Genomic DNA, 20,132 nt, shown 5'->3' with positions numbered 1-20,132 from the left:
TCTCTTTACCCGGAATTCCTTATATTTGCCCCGCTAATGGTTTCTTTAATAGTTTATTAAGGAATAAAAGGGAAAACGGTGAAAGTCCGTTACTGTCCCGCAGCTGTGTGCTCTGCAACGGTATTCTAATCATTGCCACTGTTTTATCTTACCAAAGGATAGCAAACGGGAAGGCTGAATACCGGGAGTGAGTCAGAAGACCTGCCTTAGCAACTCATTTCTCGACCTTCGTGGATTGGGGTTGAAGAATGACACTTATACTTAGCTGATGAACGGAGTGAAATTGAGTTTAGGAATATTTTCCGGCATTGCATTGCTTTTTTTAAGCTTGCCCTTATGTGCTCAGGAACACTTCACGGCTGATACTGCGGGACGAGATAACTGGCTTAATGAAGTAAAGATCAGACAAGTTAAGATTAATAAGGAACAAACATCCCAGACGCCTTTACAGATCCTTTCCGGGGAAGCGTTGCAGCGTTTGAATAGTCTTTCTGTTGCGGATGCTGTGCGTTTTTTTTCAGGAGTTCAACTAAAAGATTATGGAGGTGTGGGTGGGCTCAAGACCATTAATGTGAGGAGCATGGGTACAAATCATACCGCTGTGTTCTACGACGGCGTACAGTTGAGCAATGCACAGAACGGACAGGTTGATCTGGGTAAGCTTTCCCTGGATAATATGGAGGAGATTGAATTGTATAACGGGCAGAAAAGCACGATACTGCAGCCTGCGAGAGGTTTTGCTTCTGGCAGTTCCCTTTATCTGAATACTGCTCTTCCTAAATTTGAAGAGGGCAGGACTTTCCGGATGAAGACTTCTTTAAAAGGCGGCTCGTTCGGTCTTATCAATCCTTCTTTATTGCTACAGAAGAAAGGCGGGGAAAATTTCTATTTCACATTAAGTACTGAATATAAGCGGGCGAATGGCAGATATAAGTTCCGGGACAGGAACGGTGAGTATGATACGACAATTGTGAGGCGCAATGCCGACATAGAATCAGGCAGGTTTGAGGCGAGTGTGTCGGCTCTTCTTGCTGATTCGAGCCAGGTTACTTCAAGGTTTTATTTTTATAAGGATCAACAGGGCGTCCCGGGATCTATTGTCAGTAATGTGTATGATTTTAGCCAGCGGCAATGGGACAGGAATCTCTTTCTTCAAACTTCATTCCGGAAAGAACGGGGAAGATACCGGCTGATAGCTTCTGCTAAATATACTAACGATTACACCCGGTTTCTTGATCCTGAATATGTGAAGGATGAGGGACTGCTGCTTAATAATGTTTTTAAGCAGCAGGAATTCTATATTTCGGTAGCCAACCGTTATAGCCTTACATCTAACTGGGGCGTAGCGTTTTCGGCTGATTATCAGCGGAATTCCCTTGATGCTAATTTGGAACGGTTTCCCTATCCCACTCGTCATTCGCTGCTTGCAGCACTGGCAACGGAGATTAAATACAGTGATATAGAGATCCAGGGAAATTTGCTTGCTACTTTGGTTGATGATCATGTTGAGCAATATTTCTCCGCCGGAAAAAAAAGCGAACTGACGCCAACAGTGATGGCTTCCTGGAAGCCGTTTCACGATAGTGATTTTCGTCTGCGCGCCTTTTATAAGAATATTTTCAGGATGCCCACTTTCAACGATCTTTATTACACTAATATAGGCAGTACATTTTTGAAGCCGGAATATGCAACTCAGTATGATTTAGGGTTTACTTATATTGCGCTGTTGGATGAAGGGGCTCTTTTAAGCCAGATCAGTGTGCAGGCTGATGGTTATTATAACGTTGTTCGTGACAAGATCGTTGCTACTCCGTCTGCGAGCTTGTTCAGATGGGAAATGAGAAATTTGGGCAGGGTGCATATTTCCGGATTTGACCTGAACACCCAGACAGGCTGGAAATTCTCTGATCAGATTTCGGGAAATGCCGGAATCACCTATACTTACCAGAGGGCTGAGGATGTGACCAATCCGGAGCTGAATTACAAGAATCAAATACCCTACGTGCCAATCCACAGCGGCACACTTACCGCCGGATGTGAATGGAGGCATTTGGGATTAAATTACAGTTATATCTATACCGGGGAGCGGTATAATCAATCGGCTAATATTCCTGCAAATCATGTGCAGCCCTGGTATACACACGATATCGCGCTGCGGTATGAACGTAGTAAAAGGTATCAGCGATATCGTATCACAGGCGAGATCCTTAATCTCTTTAATCAGGATTTCGATGTGGTGGCTAATTTTCCGATGCCGGGCAGGTCATATCGTTTCACTTTAAGCTATACTTACTAATTATGAAGTACAAATACCGTCTGTTAATCATTCTTTGCGCTCTGATGTCCTTTGTGGGGGCATGCCGTAAAGATCCTAAACCATTGAAGGAAGAAAGCGAGGAGCTGACAGCCGACCCTTCCAGTGTCGCGAAGGGTTTCTACCTGGTGAATGAAGGGGTTTCGAATATGAATAAGGCCTCTGTTGATTACCTTGATTTCAGGAAGGGATTGTACAGAAGAAATATTTATAATGAGGCTAATCCGACTGTGGTGAAGGGGCTGGGAGATGTTGCGAATGATATTGCTGTGTACGGTTCGAAGCTCTACGTGGTCGTCAATGGGTCGGACAAGGTAGAAGTGATGGACGTCAATACCAGTAAAAAGATTGCACAGATCAATATTCTCAACTGCCGGTATATTACGTTTCATAATGGCAAAGTTTACGTGAGTGCCTACCTCGGAGAAGTTGGTAATCCAAATGCTGCGAACGGCATTGTCGCTCAAATCGACACGGCGACGCTGAGAGAAGAAAGGCGTGTTGAAGTGGGAAGGCAGCCGGAGGAAATGGCTGTTGCCGGCGAAAAGATCTATGTGGCTAACTCAGGAGGGTACAACCCGTCCAACTATGAACGAACGGTATCTGTGATCGATATTGCCAGTTTCAAAGTGCTTAAGAATATCGACGTCGCCATCAATCTCCACCGCATTAAGGCAGACAAATACGGGGATTTGTATGTGACATCGAGAGGAGATTACTATGATATTCCCTCAAAGCTTTTTGTAATTGATACCCGGACTGAAAGCATTAAAAAGTCCTTTGATATTGCCGTCAGTAATCTTGCGATAGACGATGATACTGCTTATTTCTACAGTACGGAGTTCAGCTATCATACAGGAAAATACACGGTTACTTACGGTATGCTTGATGTCAGGGATGAGCAACTTAATGGCAAGCAATTTATCACAGACGGAACGGAAGCAAAGATCATGCGTCCTTACGGTATTGCCGTTAATCCTCATACCAAGGATATTTTCGTTACGGATGCGAAGGATTATGTCTCTCCCGGAGAACTTTATTGTTTTGACAGTACCGGCAAAAGAAAATATTCAGTGACTACAGGTGATATTCCTGCTCATTTCGCTTTCGTGTACTAGCAGTTTTATGTGTTGTTTTCACAAAGCCTATCCTGCAGGAGATATAAGCCAGTTATTTGGTTGCGCAGGCATCGTCCGGTATTCTTAAATGGAGTTGCGTAAGGGAGCTATCTCTTCATTTTATTGTGGTCCGTTATTCCCTAACCTGCACCTGTAATATCGGGCGTCTGATAATGTTATTCCTGCCGCTTGATACTAGTAGTTCCTGATACAGGGGCATCGCTGCCCGGCTTCCTTTCTGTATTGTGTACGCGAGCTCCGACAGTCTCCGCTTGTTCTGCAAGATTGCCACTTCTTCCAGATTTCCGCTGCTTCATCTTTTTCCCTTTCGTTTTATTTCTCCGTCCCCACCAGATGATGAAGCCTGTAAGAGGGAGGCTGGCAGCAATGAGACTGCCGATAAATGCAAGGATCTTTGTTGGAAGGCCACCAATAGCGCCTATGTGAATATCGTAGTTCATGCGGATGATCTTGTCTGCTACACTTGCCTTGCTATACCGTCCGAAAACATGTTTGACGTCGATTTCTTTGAGGGTGTACTGATCGTAATAGCGATAATCTGCTTTCCAGTAAGTTTCAGTGTCGGGATTTAAGGCGAGTTCAAGTGCCGCTTTTGGACTATCGGGTATATGAACTTCGATGCTGCCTTTATGATCCGGGTTTTCATTAAGGGCTTTCAGCCATAGACGGTCAATTGGAGCGCCAGCGGCAACCGGCAAGGTGCGCGTGGTGTCGGAAAATGACTCTTCGAAAAGATTAAGCTTTTTACCTCCTGACGATACCCAGTAAACGGATTTCGAGAACCATTGAAAGCCCATCACCAGGCCTGTTAAGCCTATGAAAATCACGATCCAGGTAATGTAAAAGCCAAGTACATTATGGAGGTCATAGTTCACCCTCCGCCAGCGGGCATTCCATTTAATGGTGAATCTTTTGTTTGAGCTGGCTCTGTTTTTAGGCCACCAGAGCACCAGTCCGGAGATAAGAAGGAGTACAAAAAGAAGGGTGGCTGTGGCCAGGACAGGCTGTCCTATAGCAGGAGGGAGCCACAGGTAATAATGGCCAATTGTGATGATCCTGAAGAAATCGCGGTTCATATCCTTTACTTTCAATACCTGTCCGCTATAAGGATCCATGTAGACAATGTAATAGTATTCAGGATCAGCATTGTAGTAGAGCACCTTAGCTGCTTTACCTGGCTCATAGCTGACACTGTGGCCGTGCTTACCCGGCAATTTTAAATCAGCAATGTTTTTTAGCTGAGAGGGGAGCAGGCGGGGTTTGTTTTCTATTTTTACAAACCGGTAGCGCTGTGTAAGATCTCCTATTTCTTTTTCAAATGCCAGGATACAGCCTGTAATACCGAGGAAGAAAACGAAAAGACCTGATATTAAGCCCATCCACAAGTGAATCTTTCCTATCCAATACTTAACTGCGCTCTTCCTTTTCTTTGTCATATTTTAAAACCTTCCATTACATTTCACCGTAATGTTCGCTGCTATTTAGATTTAATAAAAATTAGCTCAAAGAAAGGGTTCTTTATTCAAAAAGCCAAATAAGTTTTAAGTCGTAGGTTATAGGTATTAAGTATTGGTGGCTTTTTTCAGGCAGGATGGACTTAATTACATGGCGTGTTGAGTATAAAGGGCTATGGAAGATTAAGGAGCGGATTCGTAGTTTTTTTATTAATGGCATTCCTCTGGCTCATAGCAGCAGGAATGCCATTATGTATTATTTATTTTTCTTTCTCCATGTGTTACTTTTCCAACCGGCCGGACGTGCCGGACTACAATCTTTAAACCTGATATTATCGGAAAGATCTCCTTCTATCCGGGTAGTTAACTTTGAGGGTACGATAAAATTTACTTTTTCAAAAAGGATGTTTCTGCTGTCCAGTATTTCCATCGTGCCGGCAGCACTACGGATAGTTGCATTTTTTATTGTAATATCTTTTGAATCGCGTGCGATGACCAGGTTATCGCAGTTGATGTCGATATTCTCTATGAGGACGTTGGTGAGCGGCGATTCCGGAATTCCATTGATCTTCAGGAACTGGGGCGTTTTTTCAACGATGATATCGCGGATGGTGATGTTCCTGTAAGCCGGAGTGAGGTTGTTGATTTCTCTTGCAGGCAGGCGGCTGGCAAGTTCTCCTACATACATCTGGCTGCCCAGCATATCCCAATTAAATGCGGTTGCTTTCAATTTCATGCGGATCCTCTCATAATGAATGTTTTCTCCGCCGCCAGCTCTGCCCCGGCGTGTTTTAAAGCGGATGCCTACTCCGGTATCATCAAAGACGCAGTCGTGAACATACAAATTACGGATCATCCCGGCCGTCTCGCTTCCGCAGGTGATGCCGCCATGTCCTTCCTGCGCAAGACAATAGCGGACTACCACGTTTTCAGTTGGTTTATTGACTCTGATTCCGTCTTCTCCGCGGCCTGCCTTAATGGTGAAGCAATCATCGCCGGAACTTAATGTACAATATTCGATCAGGACATTCCGTGAAGATTCGATGTCAATGCCATCCCCCCGCGGAATCCCAACGGAATGAACAGTTACTCCCCGGATAATTACTCCATCGCAATATACAGGTACAATATTCCAGAATGCAGTTCTTTCGAGGGATACTCCTTCTATATAGACATTTTTACAATTGATGGGAGAGATGAACATTGGAAGAAAAACGGGACCTCCATTGTAGCCCTCATACACCCGCTGGGATACAGGCGTGTTGGCATTAATGACATTTTCTACTACGTCAGACTTCATCACCTGCTTTCGTACAGATCCATCCGGCGGCCCTATCAGTTTGCCTTTACCTGTAATGGCAATATTTTCCTGTCCGTTGGCATAGATCAGCGCCCCCAACGACATCACCTCGACTCCTTCATTTCTTGTAAATACCGCTGGGCGATAGTCTTCTACTTCTCCGCTGAAATGGAGTTCAGCGCCTTCAGCTATATGGAAATTAACATTGCTTTTCAGGCTGATCCTTCCTGTTTTCCAGGCTCCCGGTGGCACAACTACTGTTCCACCTCCCCGGCTGCTGACTTCATCGATCGTTTCCTGAATCGCTTTGGTATTCATCATTCCTTCCTGCGCGCCCTTTTCTCTTATCGATATAGAAAGGGAAGCAAATACCGGCTTTTTAAAAACAGGCATTTTAAACGGTGCCTTAACCGGAGCAATGGTTTCGGGAAGATTGCTGGCTCCTACCTGTTCTTTTTTAAGGAGCGAGTCGGTGACTGATGCCGGGGAGATTAAAGGAAAACAAAAAAAGGCGATAAAGGCTAGTATTATTCCCTGCTTAATGTCATGGAATGCCAGGGGGGGGGATGATGCTTGGATCAAACTTCTCATTATTTATCTGAATTGTGTGTGTGCTACTGACGTGAAACAACAGTGCTGCTTGCACGTATGGGTCAAAGAAAACTTATTTTTTTGGAAATTGAAACAGGAATATGTGCTTCATGACAGGAATCACTAAATAAAAGGATCCTTATGACAAGAGATTAGCAGACAGAAATATTCTCAAAACCCAGTTATAGGATGCTGAATTTTGCAGACAGGAAATAAAAAAGTGAGAGCGGTAATTATTTAACGTTAAATTACGAAGAATTTTTTATTTTCCAAGAAGAAAATGAGAAAAGTATAATTTTTCTGCCGAAGATCCTGGTTGGGGACGGAGTCAGCGCTTATTTCAGGAAGTATTTTTTTTGTTCGTAGTCCTGTATAAGTTCCTGGATAGACTTTTTACTGAATTCGATCAATAATTGCGTGCGGATAGGTTTGATTTGTTCATGCATCGGACAAGGCTTCGTATCAGAGCAATTTTTTAACCCCATTACGCAGGAACTGAATAATTCATTCCCGTCAATTGCCCTTACAATATCGATAAGGTACAAGGTTGCCGGATCCAAAATAAAAAAACCTCCGTTCGGACCTTTTGCAGAGGAGATCACTTTTTTTCGCGACAAGGTCTGGAGGATCTTGCCGGTAAAATGCATCGGGGAACCTATTGCCTCCGCAATTTCAGGAATTCCTGCCCTTTCACCTTCATGGCTTTTATGCCCGATGTATACGGCAGCACGTATCGCGTATTCACATGATTTTGAAAGTATCATCGTATTCAATTGCAAACGTAGTATTTTTTATTTTAAATAGCATTGAAGGTTTTATTCATTCCTGGTATTGTTTTGGATCTTAAAGCATTTCTGAAATAAAGACAACTGAGAAGCAGGAACAAAACTGAAATTACCAGAAGGACAACCTGATAGGAGGGGATCGTTATCGAAATAAGAGACAGGGCTGGCTGTAGAAACAGCAGCGTAACATACAGTATCACGACTGAAGCAAATGAACGATTCAGTCTAGGGATATCCGGCCCGGAAAACAGGCCGGAGAAAGTGAATGAGTCCAGTATCACAGAGGTGATAGCTCCCAGCATCAACAGGTGAATATAGCCGATGATCAGGTTCCTTTGCGAAAATGCCCAATTGCCTATAGCAGGGAAGCATATCACAACCTGGAAGACACATTTTATGGAGACTGCGATCAGGGCTATCTTAATGAATGCAGGCAGCTGAGGCTTTTTGTTTCTTATGGAGATCAATATTCTAAACCATCCAAAAACATTCAATAGGGTGGCTGCCAGGGCGATGCCTCTTATGACGACGGATTGTGAACCCCATAATGTAAAAATGAGGTATAGCGGTAAAGTGCTCCAGATAAAGATCTGCAACCAGCGCCTGGCTGACCTGTTGCCCGCTTCTATCTTGTACCGGTTGACAATCAGAGCTAATGCCGCGAGCAGCATCCATCCGTTCATCTGCATGTGGAGATAAAAATAGATGGCATCCTGATAAAGGACTGATCCTTTCAACCCCATTTTCATGAGCGGAGCAAGTGCGAAGGGGCCGAGGCAGGAAAAACATAAAAAGAACAGGGAGGCTTTAAGTAATTTTAAGCTGTCACGGGTGAACCCTGCATGAAACTGTTTGTCCCGCAGAACGAGCCATGTAAAATAGAAATTGGTAAAGATGAAGAGGGTGGAGAAGGAGATAGAGATCAGTTTATACCCCTGAACAGAGAAACTTATCAGCATTCCGAAGGCGCTGATAAGTGTCAGCATAAACATCTTTTTGAATCCCGCGCTGAGCATGGAGCCGTGAATCTGGCAGCTGATCAGCACACTAAGAGCCAGAAAGATCCAGCCGGAAAATGCAAAATGGGAATGGGCGTGCAGGAAGAAACTATAGTTGACACCCGGCACCGGCCAGACAAACATCAACCTCAGGATTACTCCAAAGAAAGATACCAGTAAAAATCCACCTGCAGCCCAGATACTATATGCCCTTTTTTCATTCACCACTATTGCCCTCTAAGCTGTTTTAATCCCTCTTCCGTAATGTTGTCATAGCCCCACTGTGGTTCCCATGTGAGATTTACTTCTACAGAAAAATCTTCGAAATTATGTTTCACTCCGTTCTTTACTGACTGCAGGATGGCTTCGCCCATGGGACAATGCTTTGAAGAAAGTGTCATCGTTATAATGATTTCCTTTTCGGGTTCTTTCACCTCTACATTGTATACAAGCCCCAGGTCAATAATATTGACGTTTAATTCCGGATCAGGAATTGTCCGGAGAGTTTCCATGACATTCATCCTGGTGAATGTGCTGCTGTCGGTGATGTTGAAGCTGTTCATGTTGTTATTGTTTGTGACCGGTGGAAAAAGACGATGATCAGATTGATGATATACACCGCTGCTGTTATGATCAGGAAACCGGAACCGGCGAATAACAGCGTTTCCGATTTGACGGCGAAGCCGGTAAAGAACGAAATGCAAAAGAGGATAAACGCTGCCGTCTGGCATTTCAACAGGTTCTTTTTATACAGATCAGCGGGCAGCGGTGTCTTTTGTTTGCCCGCAAGCTGTTCATATTTTCTGGTCCATACTATAAACGGAAATGTTTTAAATGCCTGACCAAGAACGAGTGCGCTTATCCATCCCATGAACAAAAGGGAGCCATACAAGGTGGTAAAATGAACCGAAGACGGATCTCCCTTTAAATGACGGTGAATGATCAGAGGAAGAAGTGCCACCGCCGATGCCATCAGGACGAAAGACAGTATGGTATTGCTAAGGGGCAGTTCGATCTGCTTTTTGATCCTGGACCGGAAGCAGGAAACTACATATATGAAGAACAGGATAATGCCCGCGAGCATGATTAAAAAGATCAGGCATGTTTTATGGTTTATCCCAAAAAAGTAAGTATCGATAACAAAAAGGACAAGCGACAGGTTGATCAGGTAGTAGCTTCGGCTAAGCGGCTTAGTGTTTTGAACGCGGGAGACTATAAACATGGGGATCAGGCGTGAACTGACCCCTATAATTAAAAGAAGGAACCAGCCACCTATGCCCATGTGGGCATGCAGCCTGAGAAAATGAAGATGATCTTTTGACAGGAAAGGGTGTCTGAAGTTGAAAACCAGCAGAACGCCCAGGAGCACTGTCAGTATCAGCCACACGCAGGATGTTATAATGAACTTCTGTTGTATGCCTGCTTTCTTCGGGTTGTCTTTTGCTGTGCGAAATACTGTTATGCAAAACAGGATAACTGATAGTAACAGCAGGACACCTCCAGTCTGCATCAGGCTCCCGGGATTAAAATTCCAGAAGGAAAATACCAGGAGGGGCAGGCCGCTGATGAAGAGGATGAGGCTGACCCACGGAAGCCGGTAAGTACTGAGTTCTGTTTCGAAGACAACGGGAATCAGCTGATAGGCTGCTCCGAATATGATGAGAGTTCCCCATCCCAAAGCTGCCATATGGGTTATTGCCAGTAGTTTTGGGTGGAAATAATGCCCTTGCAGATCCCTCACAGAAAAAAGCAGCATAACTGCCATAGCAAGGAAAAAAACTGCTGAAAGGAGATAGTGGCTGACTACCAAGCCATATGATTTTTCGGTAGACCGGCTCATATCTTATTTCCTGTATATCAGAAGGGAGACCTTTGTTTCCTCCTCCTGCTGTATCAGATAATTAAAACCTTTGTCGTGCAGATGTGGCAACAGATAAACAGGCACCTTTTTATGATGGACAAATAAGGCTTGTCCGTTCTCCAGCGTTTCCAGGCTTTCCAGGATCGTCATCATCGGCTTGGGCATTTCGTACATGGTTACATCGATTACCTTCAGCCTCCCTTCGTATTGCCGGAGCAGATCATTGAAGGAGGGAAGAGAGGTGTCAGGCGGCTCAACAGAAGGCGTGGTCTTTGGAGTGTGATCGGGCTGGGGATTCTCATTTTTAAAGAAATATGTGTGAACCTCACCAGGGTCTGGCTTTTCAGTATGAGCCCCGAATCCTTTATTGCCGAGGAGGTTGATCAGTGGTAAAGGCTCAAATGTATTTATGATCCTCAATACTTCACCCTCTGCAAGTTCATTTATCTTCAGCATGATCAGTTTTAGCGGGTCTTTGCCGCCATCCAGAATTGGCCTGACATCAAGATCCACTATCAGCCCGGGCGCCGGAAGTACGAATGCCCCGGCATCCTGTTTTCCGTTGTCCCGGTCATTATCCAGAAGTTGAAAACCTATTGCATTCATAGCTTTAAAAAAGTCGGAAATACTGCAGTTTGCTATCCTGCAGGCATCGGCAACCGACACCCGCCTGGCAAGCAGTTTCCGGAGAAAGGGGTTCCTGAGTTTACTGAAGTTCTTGTTCAGTTTCACGAGTGCTTCGATCACCGCTTCCTGATTTACTTCAAGAAGTTGTTTGATAGTGGTGTCTCTGCCGATAATCAAATTCTCAGGCTTCATATCACTCAGGCCCCCGGGAGATTATTTAAATTGTTTTTCCAGTTCTATCGCTTTCGGAAAGAGAATGTTATTTTCCATGTGTACGTGCTGGTGCAGGTCATCTTCGAATTCTTCCAGTTTTTTGAATAGTATCCGGTAAGAGGTACAGGCATCCGCAGGTACATCGTAGTTATTGGTCAGTTCACGGATCTCGCTGAGATCTTCTCCGGCTCCCTCATGTTCCTGTTCCATCACAGTGATAGGGTTGGCTACCTGTCCGAATTGTGCCTGGGGAAGAGGCATGCCGGTCTTTTTCGCCAGCACCATTTCCTTTATATAGGGGAAGAGAATATTTTCTTCTTTCATCAGGTGCATGCTCAGGTCGGCCGCTATTCCTGCAAAGACCTCTGCTACTTTCACCAATTCAGGATGATGTTCGCCGTGCACTCTCGCTACTTTCTGAGAAATCTCACTAAGGAAAGGAATGCTTTCTCTCACATAATTGTGATGAGTGTTTATGATATAGTCGCACATGAAGTCAAGCTCCCAGTTTTGATAGTTATCTCCTGTCCTCTGGCTTTGCTGATCTACATTTTTAAGCTCATCTTCCACCCGGTGGATGTCGATTCCTTTCTTATTGCATACTTCGGAGAGTGTTTTTTTTCCTCCGCAGCAGAAATCAATTCCGAATTTCTTAAATACCTGCGCTTTTCTGTAGTCTTTTGCTACCAGTTCGCCGATTGTGGTTTCTTTCTCTCCTTCGGCCAGTTTTCCTATTCTCACCTTCCACCATTCCGGTCCGTTTTCAACGTATTCCCATACAAATGTTTGTCCTCTTTCAGCGAGCAGCTGGTAGTAAAGAGGTTTGGGGTCATGGTCATTATGAATAATAAAATCTTCCCCCGGGTTAAGAGAGTCAAATTTTTCAAAAATCGTCGGGTGCTTCAGGCGGGGTTCCAGGATCGTCACGTCTAATATACTTGTACTCATCGCTTATATGTTTAATAGAAGACAAAAATATCTTTTATTTTAGTTGAAAAAAGTTTAATCGTTCATTTTGTGTCGGAAGAATGTAATAAAATACAACTATGTCCTTTATTGTGAGGGGGAAAGGGGTAAAAGAGTGATTTCAGTCATTTAAAGGTAAACTAACATAAACTTTTTTGGTTATAGGGACTGTGCTTTTATTTTCGGAGAAGTCGTATGAAGATATTGTTAATAGAGGATGAACCGGGACTGGTGTCGGTAGTAGTCAGGGGCCTGACTGAAGCGGGGATGGAAATAAGTGTCGCCGGGGATGGGGATACGGGGTTGGAAATGGCCGTGAAACATAATTTCGATCTTGTGATCCTGGATATTATGCTTCCGGGCATGAACGGTATTCAGGTGTGCAAGGAGATAAGAAAGAAGGACGGCAGCACGCCGGTTTTAATGCTGACGGCGCTCAGCAGTACAGAGAATATTGTTACGGGCCTGGATAGCGGGGCGGATGACTACCTGATCAAGCCATTTAAGTTTGCAGAGCTCGAAGCGAGGATCCGGTCGCTGGTTCGGAGGAGCAAGAGCAGCACTACTGCTGCTGATCATATTATTTCAATTGCCGATCTTAAGCTCGACAGGAATTCGAAGACTGTTAAAAGAGACGATAAGCCGGTGAGCCTCACTGCTACAGAATACAGGCTGCTTGAGTATTTTCTGCAAAACCGGGACAAGGTATTGTCGCGGATACAGATCCTGGAAAACGTTTGGGATATTGATTTTAATATGGGGACCAATGTGGTAGACGTTTATGTGAACTATCTGAGGAAGAAGATTGATAACGGTTACCCTGTAAAATTAATTCATACTGTTTTCGGGATGGGATATATATTTAAAGCTGAGCCTGTGAATGAAAATTCAAACTAAGATCACTCTCCTGTTTTTCTCCATTTCAACTATTGGCCTTATCCTTCTGAATGCTTCTATATTTTATTTTGTATCGGAGTTTAATTTCGAAGACTTTTTTGAGAGGCTTGAATCGCGTGTTAATCTCGCTGCCCGGATCAATATTTATCCTAATTCGAGCCCGGAAACCTACCATGAGATCCGGACGCGCTACCTGGAGAAACTGGAGGATGAAAAAGATTACATCATAAAGCTTGATCCTTCTGAGAAGGAAGGGTTCAGGAGGCCCCTGGATCTGCCGGAGAAGTTTTATTCCAATATCCTGAGCAGGGGAAAGGACCGGTTCAGTGACCGGAACCGGTTTTATGCGGGGGCGCTTTTCAACACGGCCTATGGCCAGTACATCGTGATTGTTGCGGCGTCTGATCCTTATGGATTTAAAGAACTTGCCGATTTGAAGAAGGTGCTGGCTATTAGCTTTTTTGTTTCTATTATCCTGGCTTTTATTGCCGGAAAGGTTTTCTCTCACTATACCATTAAGCCTGTGGGGGCCATTATCAGCAGTGTAAAGTCTATTACAGCCAACAACCTGCATTCGAGGCTGGATGAGGTAAAAGGAAAGGATGAAATAGCAGAACTGGCACATACCTTTAACAACATGCTAACCCGCCTTGAAACGGCCTTCGAAACACAGAATAATTTTGTCAGCAATGCCTCTCACGAACTGCGAACGCCCCTGGCTATTATCACAAGTGAGACAGAATACCTCCTCAGCCGGCCCGGATTATCAAAGGAAGCTGAAAAATCTGCTCAGGCCGTACTGGCGGAAGCCGGAAAGCTTGAACATATCCTGACCAGCCTCCTCGGCCTGGCCCAGTCGGGCTTTGACGGGAAAAAACAGAACTGGCAAAAGATCAGGGTAGATGAATTGATTTGGCAGGTGGTTGATTCGGTGAAGAAGATAGAGCCCGACAGTATTATTGATATAGATTATTCGGCATTACCGGAAGATGAATCCCGACTGTGTATTGACGGGAATGTGAACCTGCTTCATCTGGCTGTGAGCAATATCGTGATGAATGGCTGTAAATATTCTAATAATCAGCCTGTCAGGATTAAAATTATAGCCGATAGCAACATGGTGATCATCTCTGTTACAGATCAGGGTATCGGTATTCCTAAACAAGAGCAGCAGCATGTCTTTGAACCTTTCTTCAGGGCTTCCAATACCAGCGAGTTTGAGGGGTATGGAATTGGCCTGCCTCTAACGCTCAATATTATCAGGCTGCATAAGGGATCTATAGGGATCCGGTCGGAAGAAAAGATGGGTACTGAAATGCAGATTTTGCTTCCATGTAGCGTGTAATTTCTGAAGCTTTTTTGTTGTTTCTAATAACTTTCTAATGTAATTTGTTTTAGTGTGCTTGTTTTTTAATAAGTATCGGGTGTTGTGTGTTCTTTTGGTGAGTTTTTCTTTAAATTTCTTTAATAACTTCTAATAATATTCTAATAGGTGTCTTAAATTCTTTTAATAAGTCGGCGGTAATATTGTGATATAGATAATTGAGTTGGATTTTTAAATTTTTAACTATGCAAACAGTATTAATCCCGACAGATTTTAGTGTCTCAGCTTTAGATTGTATTCCGTCACTTTGTGCCCGTTTTGAAGGTAAAGATCTGACCGTAGTTTTCACTCACATGTTTAAGCTCTCTGATTCGGAGACTGAATTGCTTCTTTTATCAAGAAGAAGCAGCGAGTTTGAACTCGTAAGTGATGATTTTTACAGAAGATGCAGGGAAATTAAATTGATCTGCCCTTCAGTGAAATCAATAAAGATCGAATTCTTTTATGGCAGTACCCTTAGTATGTTAAGGAATTTTATAGAGAGAAACGATGTAAACTACATCCTCAATCCTCTGAGCTGCTCTGTGAAGAAGATTCACAAATACAGTATTGATCCCTCTGTGCTGCTTCAAAAAAGCGGCGTTCCGGTAATAGATGTAGCAGGGAGAGCTACAAAAGGAGGAGTGGCGCAGGAAAGAAAGTCCGTTGTTAACGGAAACGTATTCGCAGAAGTTTAACCTAAGAAAAAGAAGTATATGTTATTAAAAGAGAATATTCCAATTAGTTATATAGCAGGTAAGATCAAAAAGGAGATCCTATTTGTTACCATCTATGCAGTGGCCATAGCCGTTTTATATAATAGTTTTCATTTTACGCGGATCTCAATACCTATTGCAGTTCCTACTATTCTCGGTACCGTTATTTCGCTGCTGCTGGCATTTAAGTCGAACCAGGCTTATGATCGCTGGTGGGAGGCCCGGACGATCTGGGGAGCTATTGTGAACGATTCAAGGACACTGACCAGGCAATTGCTCACATTTGTGGATACCCACATGGGGAGTGCCGAAGAAAGAGCGTTTTGTGAGCGTATGGCCAAAAGGCAGATTGCGTGGTGTTACAGCTTGAGCAGGCATCTCAGAAAGCAGGACCCCCTGCACGGACTTGAGAAATATATCTCAGGCAAGGAACTTGACTATGTTAGCCGCTATAGCAATGTGCCGATGGCCTTACTTGAACTCCATGGAGAAGATTTAAGAAATGCCTTCAAGCTTGGCTGGATCAATGAGTATCAGCAGGTGGAAATGGATAAAACCCTGACTCGTTTCTCGAATGAGATGGGTGGTTGTGAGAGGATTAAGAACACGATTTTCCCAGCTACCTACAGTGTATATATTCATTTCTCCCTTATTATGTTCATCATGCTGCTTCCCTTCGGGCTGATCGAGTTCTTTGGTATCGTCGAAGTTCCGCTGGTAATTGCGATTTCCTGCTCTTTCTTCCTGATTCAGAAAATGGCAATTCATCTGCAGGATCCGTTTGAGAACAAACCCACCGATACTCCGACAAGTACAATATCGCAGACTATCGAACGGGATATCAAACAAATGCTGAAGGAAACCTATCATCACGAAAATAAACAGGCATCCGGATCTCTGGAAGGAGCTAAAGTATTCTACATTCTTTAAAACAAATATTAAATCAAAAAGAGAGAGGGAGGCGCGAGTCTCCCTTTTCTTATAATGAGGTATATGTAATTATCGTCTTCTGCTGCAACTAATCGCCTGAGATTCTATTATTTCCCTCTGAGAGGCTTTAGTGCTTCCGCCCAGCGTACAAGTTCATTCAGCATGTCTTCGGCAGCTTTTGCCGTGATCTCATTTGGATTAAACTGGTCGTCCTGTGTCAGGAACTGATTATAAAAAGGAAGAGCTACCGTTTCAACCAGGGGAACCATCTTTAAGGTAGTCAGCACCTGCTTTAGCATTTGTGCTGAACGCGTACCTCCGGAGGCTCCTCCATAGCTGACAATGCCGACGGGTTTGTAGGCCCACTCATGTGCAAGGTAGTCCAGTGCATTTTTTAACGGAGCGGGGAAAGCAAAGTTGTATTCGGCCGTAACCATTATAAAAGCATCCGCTTCATTAATCTTAGCACTCCAGTCTTTAGTATGCTGGTGTTCATATTTCTGAAGCCTTGGATGCGAGGGTTCATCCATCATGGGCAGGTTGATCTCTCCAAGGTCCAGGAGCTCGATATTAAATTCAGGATGTTTTTTAGCGGTCTCCGCAATCCATGCGGCAATTACCGGACCTTTTCTTCCGGGTCTCGTGGTAGAGTTGATGATCTTTAGATTAAACATGAGTCTTCGTTTTTGCTTATACAAAACAAGAAAAGGCTTTTTGAAAAACTCTTGATATAGATTAAGAAATTTAGGATAAAGGTGGTTGTTGCGAAGAATAAGTGCAAAGCGGGGCGGACGACGATGCTGCCCCGCTTTGTGTCTACACCAGATTTGTATGTTTGTCCAGGATGGATTTTGTGAACTCATGGACGAGCTCTCCTTCCCTGGTGATCAGGGTGCCTTTTGTTATTTCCTCTTCCGGATCGAGATTAAAGCCTTCGCTTGTGGCCAGATGAAGTAAAAGTGTTGAAATATTAACAGCGTAAAGCTGGCTGGAGTTTACCGGTACAAGTGCAGGGAGGTTAGCTTCGCCTATGATAGTCACGCCATGCTTATTGACTGTTTTATTGTATTCACTGAGTTCACAGTTTCCGCCGGATTCAACCGCAAGATCTACTATGACAGATCCGTTTTTCATTGACCTGACCATTTCTGCGGTTACCAGTACCGGTGACTTTTTACCCATTACTAAAGCTGTAGTGATCACAATGTCGGCTTCTTTGATTTTGTTAGCGATCAGTTCTTTTTGCTTCTGAAGAAATTCGGGAGAAACATCCCGGGCATATCCTCCCTGTATTTTTACGTCGCCTGCGCCGTCTACAGTCAGAAACTTGCCTCCAAGAGATTCCACCTGTTCTTTCGTTTCCGGCCTTACATCTGACACTTCCACTACAGCGCCAAGGCGTTTAGCTGTGGCAACAGCCTGTAAGCCCGCAACTCCGGCTCCGAAAATAAGCACTTTTGCCGGTGTTACTGTTCCTGCGGCCGTCATCATGAGGGGGAATATTCTGCCGAGCTGGTCGGCAGCGAGGATGACCGCTTTGTAGCCTGCAATATTTGCCTGGGAACTGAGTGCATCCATCTTTTGAGCCCGCGATATACGCGGAACGGCATCCATGGCAAAAGAAGTGATCTTCCTGTTAATAAAAGTTTCTATCAGCTCCGGCCTGGTATAAGCATATAGCATGGATATGCAGGCGGATCCTTCTTTCATCAGGTTCGCCTCTTCCTGTGTGGGGGCATCGACTTTTAGTACTATATCCGCGTCAAAAACTTCTTCCGTCAATGCAGTTTTTGCACCTGCCTGCCGGTAGCATTCGTCGGAGAAAAATGATCCTTCGCCGGCTCCTGCTTCAATGGTTATTTCGAATCCCTTTGCTATAAGTTGTTTTGCTATGTCCGGAGTAAGGGCTACTCTTTTTTCGTGAAGTTTGGACTCTTTTGGAACGCCTATCTTCATTGCCTGGTTTATTTATTAGTTTAGTTTTACCTGAATGGTTGAAGCAATGTTAAGCAACATTGTTTACTATAGCAAGAAAGGGGTGTAAATAATTTGTGGCTGAGGAGCTTTGGTGTTTTTGACGGGCCGCGTGGGGATTTTGTATTGCCTCAATCATGTTGTTGCCTGCAGGATAAGTTTTTGTTAAAAAAAAGGGAATTTACCGCCAGTGTTCATATATTAGTAGTTGGAAAACATTTTCTAAACCGCATTGAGCAAACAGGGACTAAGTGGATTTACAGACGAGCAAATTTTGTCGGGACTTCGTAGTTATGACTACGGGATCTTTACACTATTGTACTCGAGCTATTTTCAGAACCTGGCTCTTGCATCTGTTAAATATGTAAAAGACACATTTATCGCAGAGGGAATCGTTCAGGATGTATTTGTGAGGATTTGGGAACAGCCGTCTTTGCTGGAAGGAGTTAATGTGGTGAGGCCTTATCTGTATCGTTCGGTTATCAATATGTCTATAAATTATGTTAACCGGCAAAAGAACATCGAGTTGCATCATTTAAAAATTGCCGGTACAATGGCGGATGAGAGTTTCGATGATTTACACGAGGAACAGGAAATTAAGAAGATTATTTTTCTGGAAATTGAGAAATTGCCCGAGCAATGTAAACGGGTTTTTAAGATGAGCAGATTCGAAGGTCTTAAATACCGGGAGATTGCTGCCCTGTTGAATATCTCAGAAAGAACGGTTGAAAATCATGTTTCAAATGCTTTGAAGATTCTCAGGTTTCGTCTTTTAGAAGGGAAAGGTGAGAGGAGTGGTGAATATAGACTTAAGTTGCTTTCAGTGTTTGTTGTTTTGACTGCTTTTGGCTTGGGAGAGATGTGTTGATAAGTTGTTTTTTTGTATTGTTTGTCTTTTTTAAATCAGTTTTATTGAAATAACCTGTTGTTTTTGGGTGTTTTTAAAGAATTTAATTTTTTTTTGAAAACAACTAGGGGTAAAGCTCGCTGTTATTTGTCTCTGTGGGAAAGTATGTAAGGATGAGGGAAAATACGGCTTTTATAATCAATATTGTCCAATACCTAAACGATCCGTCTGATCAGGAACTGGAGAAAGAGGTTAGTCGTTTCAGATCTGCCTCAATAGAGAATGACGAGTTCTATCTTGAAATCGAGAGAGTATGGAATATTTCACCCGAGGTGAAGCATCTGGATGCATTAAACACCGAAGATGCTCTTGAACGCTTGTCAAACCGGCTGGGGTACAGCAGCAAAAACAGGGGAAGCGGGAGATGGAAAATATGGTACGCAGCTGCTGCTGTCGCAGTTCTCTTTATTGCCGGTTACTGGGGGTACTCAACATTTACCGAAGTTCATTATATCACAAAGACGACCGGTACTGCCATTGATTCCGTTTTATTGCCCGATGGCTCGAAAATTTATTTGTCTAAAGGCACTACGGTGCGGTACCCGGAAAAAATGAAGGCAGGCACGAGATCGGTTTTCCTGGTAAGGGGTGCGGCTTTTTTTGATATTGTAAAGAAGGCCAACCAGGAGTTTGTTGTCGCCGTGGAATCATCGAAAGTCACAGTACTGGGAACCTCTTTTAATGTAAAAAACGAGCATAAGCAAATTGAGCTGGCAGTAAGAAGCGGGAAAATCAAATTTGAAGCACCTGACGGAAACAGTTCTTCGGTTCTTACTGCGGGCGACGGACTTATTTACTCATCAGAAACAGGCCGGATCAGCCGGTTTACTGACAAAGCCGGAACTGAATATGCCTGGCTTACTCATGAATTGAAATTCGTCGATACTCCTCTTCCCGAGGTTTTTAAAATCCTTGAGAAATGCTATGGAGTAAAATTCAGATACAAGGATTCGTTGTCTTCTTTCAATAAGTTTAATGCAAACTTCAAAGACAATAAGCTGGAGGAAATACTGGAGATTCTCCAGGAAACCTATCCTCTGCAGATCAGCAAGCAAGATAGCGTGCTGGTAGTACAAAGCAATTAATCAATCTCTATA

At 43.7% G+C, this 20,132-nt stretch carries 18 protein-coding genes and 1 riboswitch; of the genes, 8 read left to right on the top strand and 10 right to left on the bottom strand.

Going from position 1 to position 20,132, the window contains the following annotated elements; all coding sequences use genetic code 11:
• The first annotated feature begins 19 nt into the window (after positions 1-19).
• Positions 20-223, top strand: a riboswitch (cobalamin riboswitch).
• Positions 224-268: 45 nt separating this feature from the next.
• Together DDR33_RS13780 and DDR33_RS13775 are read left to right on the top strand one after the other, a co-directional pair.
• Positions 269-2,296, top strand: a complete 2,028-nt coding sequence (locus tag DDR33_RS13780) for a TonB-dependent receptor plug domain-containing protein (protein WP_109416376.1) — start codon at positions 269-271, stop codon at positions 2,294-2,296.
• A 2-nt stretch (positions 2,297-2,298) separates the two neighbouring features.
• Positions 2,299-3,432: a YncE family protein gene (locus DDR33_RS13775; protein WP_109416375.1), complete on the top strand. Its 1,134-nt coding sequence runs from the start codon at positions 2,299-2,301 to the stop codon at positions 3,430-3,432.
• A 176-nt stretch (positions 3,433-3,608) separates the two neighbouring features.
• Here DDR33_RS13775 and DDR33_RS13770 read toward each other — a convergent pair whose 3' ends face one another.
• The 8 genes from DDR33_RS13770 to ric all read right to left on the bottom strand — a co-directional run bounded on the left by DDR33_RS13770 (position 3,609) and on the right by ric (position 12,230).
• Positions 3,609-4,889, bottom strand: a complete 1,281-nt coding sequence (locus tag DDR33_RS13770; protein WP_109416374.1) for a PepSY-associated TM helix domain-containing protein — start codon at positions 4,887-4,889, stop codon at positions 3,609-3,611.
• A 274-nt stretch (positions 4,890-5,163) separates the two neighbouring features.
• Positions 5,164-6,798 carry a glycoside hydrolase family 28 protein gene (locus DDR33_RS13765; RefSeq protein ID WP_109416373.1) on the bottom strand — a complete coding sequence of 545 codons (1,635 nt, stop codon included), beginning with the start codon at positions 6,796-6,798 and terminating at the stop codon, positions 5,164-5,166.
• 335 nt (positions 6,799-7,133) lie between these two features.
• Complete coding sequence (locus DDR33_RS13760; RefSeq protein ID WP_109416372.1) at positions 7,134-7,562, bottom strand: RrF2 family transcriptional regulator; 429 nt, start codon at positions 7,560-7,562, stop codon at positions 7,134-7,136.
• Between the two features lie 32 nt (positions 7,563-7,594).
• Positions 7,595-8,806, bottom strand: a complete 1,212-nt coding sequence (locus tag DDR33_RS13755; RefSeq protein WP_146198770.1) for a hypothetical protein — start codon at positions 8,804-8,806, stop codon at positions 7,595-7,597.
• Between the two features lie 2 nt (positions 8,807-8,808).
• Positions 8,809-9,144, bottom strand: a complete 336-nt coding sequence (locus tag DDR33_RS13750; protein WP_158280749.1) for a metal-sulfur cluster assembly factor — start codon at positions 9,142-9,144, stop codon at positions 8,809-8,811.
• Complete coding sequence (locus tag DDR33_RS25875) at positions 9,141-10,421, bottom strand: hypothetical protein (RefSeq protein WP_158280748.1); 1,281 nt, start codon at positions 10,419-10,421, stop codon at positions 9,141-9,143. The genes DDR33_RS13750 and DDR33_RS25875 overlap by 4 nt, the downstream gene beginning before the upstream one ends.
• 3 nt (positions 10,422-10,424) lie before the next feature.
• Entirely contained in the window at positions 10,425-11,261 is an 837-nt protein-coding gene (locus DDR33_RS13745; protein ID WP_109416369.1) for a DUF2249 domain-containing protein, read from the bottom strand.
• A gap of 21 nt (positions 11,262-11,282) precedes the next feature.
• A complete protein-coding gene (gene ric / locus DDR33_RS13740; protein WP_109416368.1) occupies positions 11,283-12,230 on the bottom strand; it encodes an iron-sulfur cluster repair di-iron protein in 948 nt (315 codons plus the stop codon).
• A 213-nt stretch (positions 12,231-12,443) separates the two neighbouring features.
• Here ric and DDR33_RS13735 point away from each other — a divergent pair, with 213 nt between their 5' ends.
• From DDR33_RS13735 to DDR33_RS13720, 4 genes are all read left to right on the top strand, one after another.
• The gene (locus DDR33_RS13735) at positions 12,444-13,145 is read left to right on the top strand and encodes a response regulator transcription factor (RefSeq protein WP_109416367.1); all 702 of its coding nucleotides are present in this window, start codon (positions 12,444-12,446) and stop codon (positions 13,143-13,145) included.
• Positions 13,129-14,490, top strand: coding sequence for a HAMP domain-containing sensor histidine kinase (locus tag DDR33_RS13730; RefSeq protein ID WP_109416366.1), 1,362 nt, complete (start codon positions 13,129-13,131; stop codon positions 14,488-14,490). The genes DDR33_RS13735 and DDR33_RS13730 overlap by 17 nt, the downstream gene beginning before the upstream one ends.
• Before the next feature lie 224 nt (positions 14,491-14,714).
• Positions 14,715-15,206, top strand: coding sequence for a hypothetical protein (locus DDR33_RS13725; protein WP_146198769.1), 492 nt, complete (start codon positions 14,715-14,717; stop codon positions 15,204-15,206).
• An 18-nt stretch (positions 15,207-15,224) separates the two neighbouring features.
• Positions 15,225-16,154, top strand: a complete 930-nt coding sequence (locus DDR33_RS13720; RefSeq protein ID WP_109416364.1) for a bestrophin family protein — start codon at positions 15,225-15,227, stop codon at positions 16,152-16,154.
• A gap of 107 nt (positions 16,155-16,261) precedes the next feature.
• Here DDR33_RS13720 and DDR33_RS13715 read toward each other — a convergent pair whose 3' ends face one another.
• Together DDR33_RS13715 and DDR33_RS13710 are read right to left on the bottom strand one after the other, a co-directional pair.
• A complete protein-coding gene (locus DDR33_RS13715; RefSeq protein WP_109416363.1) occupies positions 16,262-16,828 on the bottom strand; it encodes an NADPH-dependent FMN reductase in 567 nt (188 codons plus the stop codon).
• 142 nt (positions 16,829-16,970) lie between these two features.
• On the bottom strand, positions 16,971-18,110 hold the full coding sequence (locus tag DDR33_RS13710; RefSeq protein WP_109416362.1) for a Re/Si-specific NAD(P)(+) transhydrogenase subunit alpha: 1,140 nt from the start codon (positions 18,108-18,110) through the stop codon (positions 16,971-16,973).
• A gap of 250 nt (positions 18,111-18,360) precedes the next feature.
• On the opposite strand from DDR33_RS13710, the gene DDR33_RS13705 reads away from it, so the two are divergent.
• Positions 18,361-18,996 (top strand): RNA polymerase sigma-70 factor, encoded by a 636-nt coding sequence (locus DDR33_RS13705; RefSeq protein WP_109416361.1) that lies wholly within the window; start codon positions 18,361-18,363, stop codon positions 18,994-18,996.
• Between the two features lie 152 nt (positions 18,997-19,148).
• Complete coding sequence (locus tag DDR33_RS13700; protein WP_109416360.1) at positions 19,149-20,120, top strand: FecR family protein; 972 nt, start codon at positions 19,149-19,151, stop codon at positions 20,118-20,120.
• Positions 20,121-20,132: the final 12 nt, after the last annotated feature.

Source organism: Pararcticibacter amylolyticus (genome assembly GCF_003130405.1).
In the GTDB taxonomy this organism is placed as follows: domain Bacteria; phylum Bacteroidota; class Bacteroidia; order Sphingobacteriales; family Sphingobacteriaceae; genus Arcticibacter; species Arcticibacter amylolyticus.
This window is presented reverse-complemented; position numbering and strand designations above follow the sequence as displayed.

Coding starts and splice junctions, on each gene's coding strand:
- DDR33_RS13745 (WP_109416369.1), bottom strand. CDS start 11,261: ATGAAGCCTGAGAATTTGATTATCGGCAGAGACACCACTATCAAACAA.
- DDR33_RS13760 (WP_109416372.1), bottom strand. CDS start 7,562: ATGATACTTTCAAAATCATGTGAATACGCGATACGTGCTGCCGTATAC.
- DDR33_RS13700 (WP_109416360.1), top strand. CDS start 19,149: ATGAGGGAAAATACGGCTTTTATAATCAATATTGTCCAATACCTAAAC.
- DDR33_RS13765 (WP_109416373.1), bottom strand. CDS start 6,798: ATGAGAAGTTTGATCCAAGCATCATCCCCCCCCCTGGCATTCCATGAC.
- DDR33_RS25875 (WP_158280748.1), bottom strand. CDS start 10,421: ATGAGCCGGTCTACCGAAAAATCATATGGCTTGGTAGTCAGCCACTAT.
- DDR33_RS13715 (WP_109416363.1), bottom strand. CDS start 16,828: ATGTTTAATCTAAAGATCATCAACTCTACCACGAGACCCGGAAGAAAA.
- DDR33_RS13735 (WP_109416367.1), top strand. CDS start 12,444: ATGAAGATATTGTTAATAGAGGATGAACCGGGACTGGTGTCGGTAGTA.
- DDR33_RS13750 (WP_158280749.1), bottom strand. CDS start 9,144: ATGAACAGCTTCAACATCACCGACAGCAGCACATTCACCAGGATGAAT.
- DDR33_RS13710 (WP_109416362.1), bottom strand. CDS start 18,110: ATGAAGATAGGCGTTCCAAAAGAGTCCAAACTTCACGAAAAAAGAGTA.
- ric (WP_109416368.1), bottom strand. CDS start 12,230: ATGAGTACAAGTATATTAGACGTGACGATCCTGGAACCCCGCCTGAAG.
- DDR33_RS13730 (WP_109416366.1), top strand. CDS start 13,129: ATGAAAATTCAAACTAAGATCACTCTCCTGTTTTTCTCCATTTCAACT.
- DDR33_RS13725 (WP_146198769.1), top strand. CDS start 14,715: ATGCAAACAGTATTAATCCCGACAGATTTTAGTGTCTCAGCTTTAGAT.
- DDR33_RS13720 (WP_109416364.1), top strand. CDS start 15,225: ATGTTATTAAAAGAGAATATTCCAATTAGTTATATAGCAGGTAAGATC.
- DDR33_RS13780 (WP_109416376.1), top strand. CDS start 269: ATGAACGGAGTGAAATTGAGTTTAGGAATATTTTCCGGCATTGCATTG.
- DDR33_RS13770 (WP_109416374.1), bottom strand. CDS start 4,889: ATGACAAAGAAAAGGAAGAGCGCAGTTAAGTATTGGATAGGAAAGATT.
- DDR33_RS13775 (WP_109416375.1), top strand. CDS start 2,299: ATGAAGTACAAATACCGTCTGTTAATCATTCTTTGCGCTCTGATGTCC.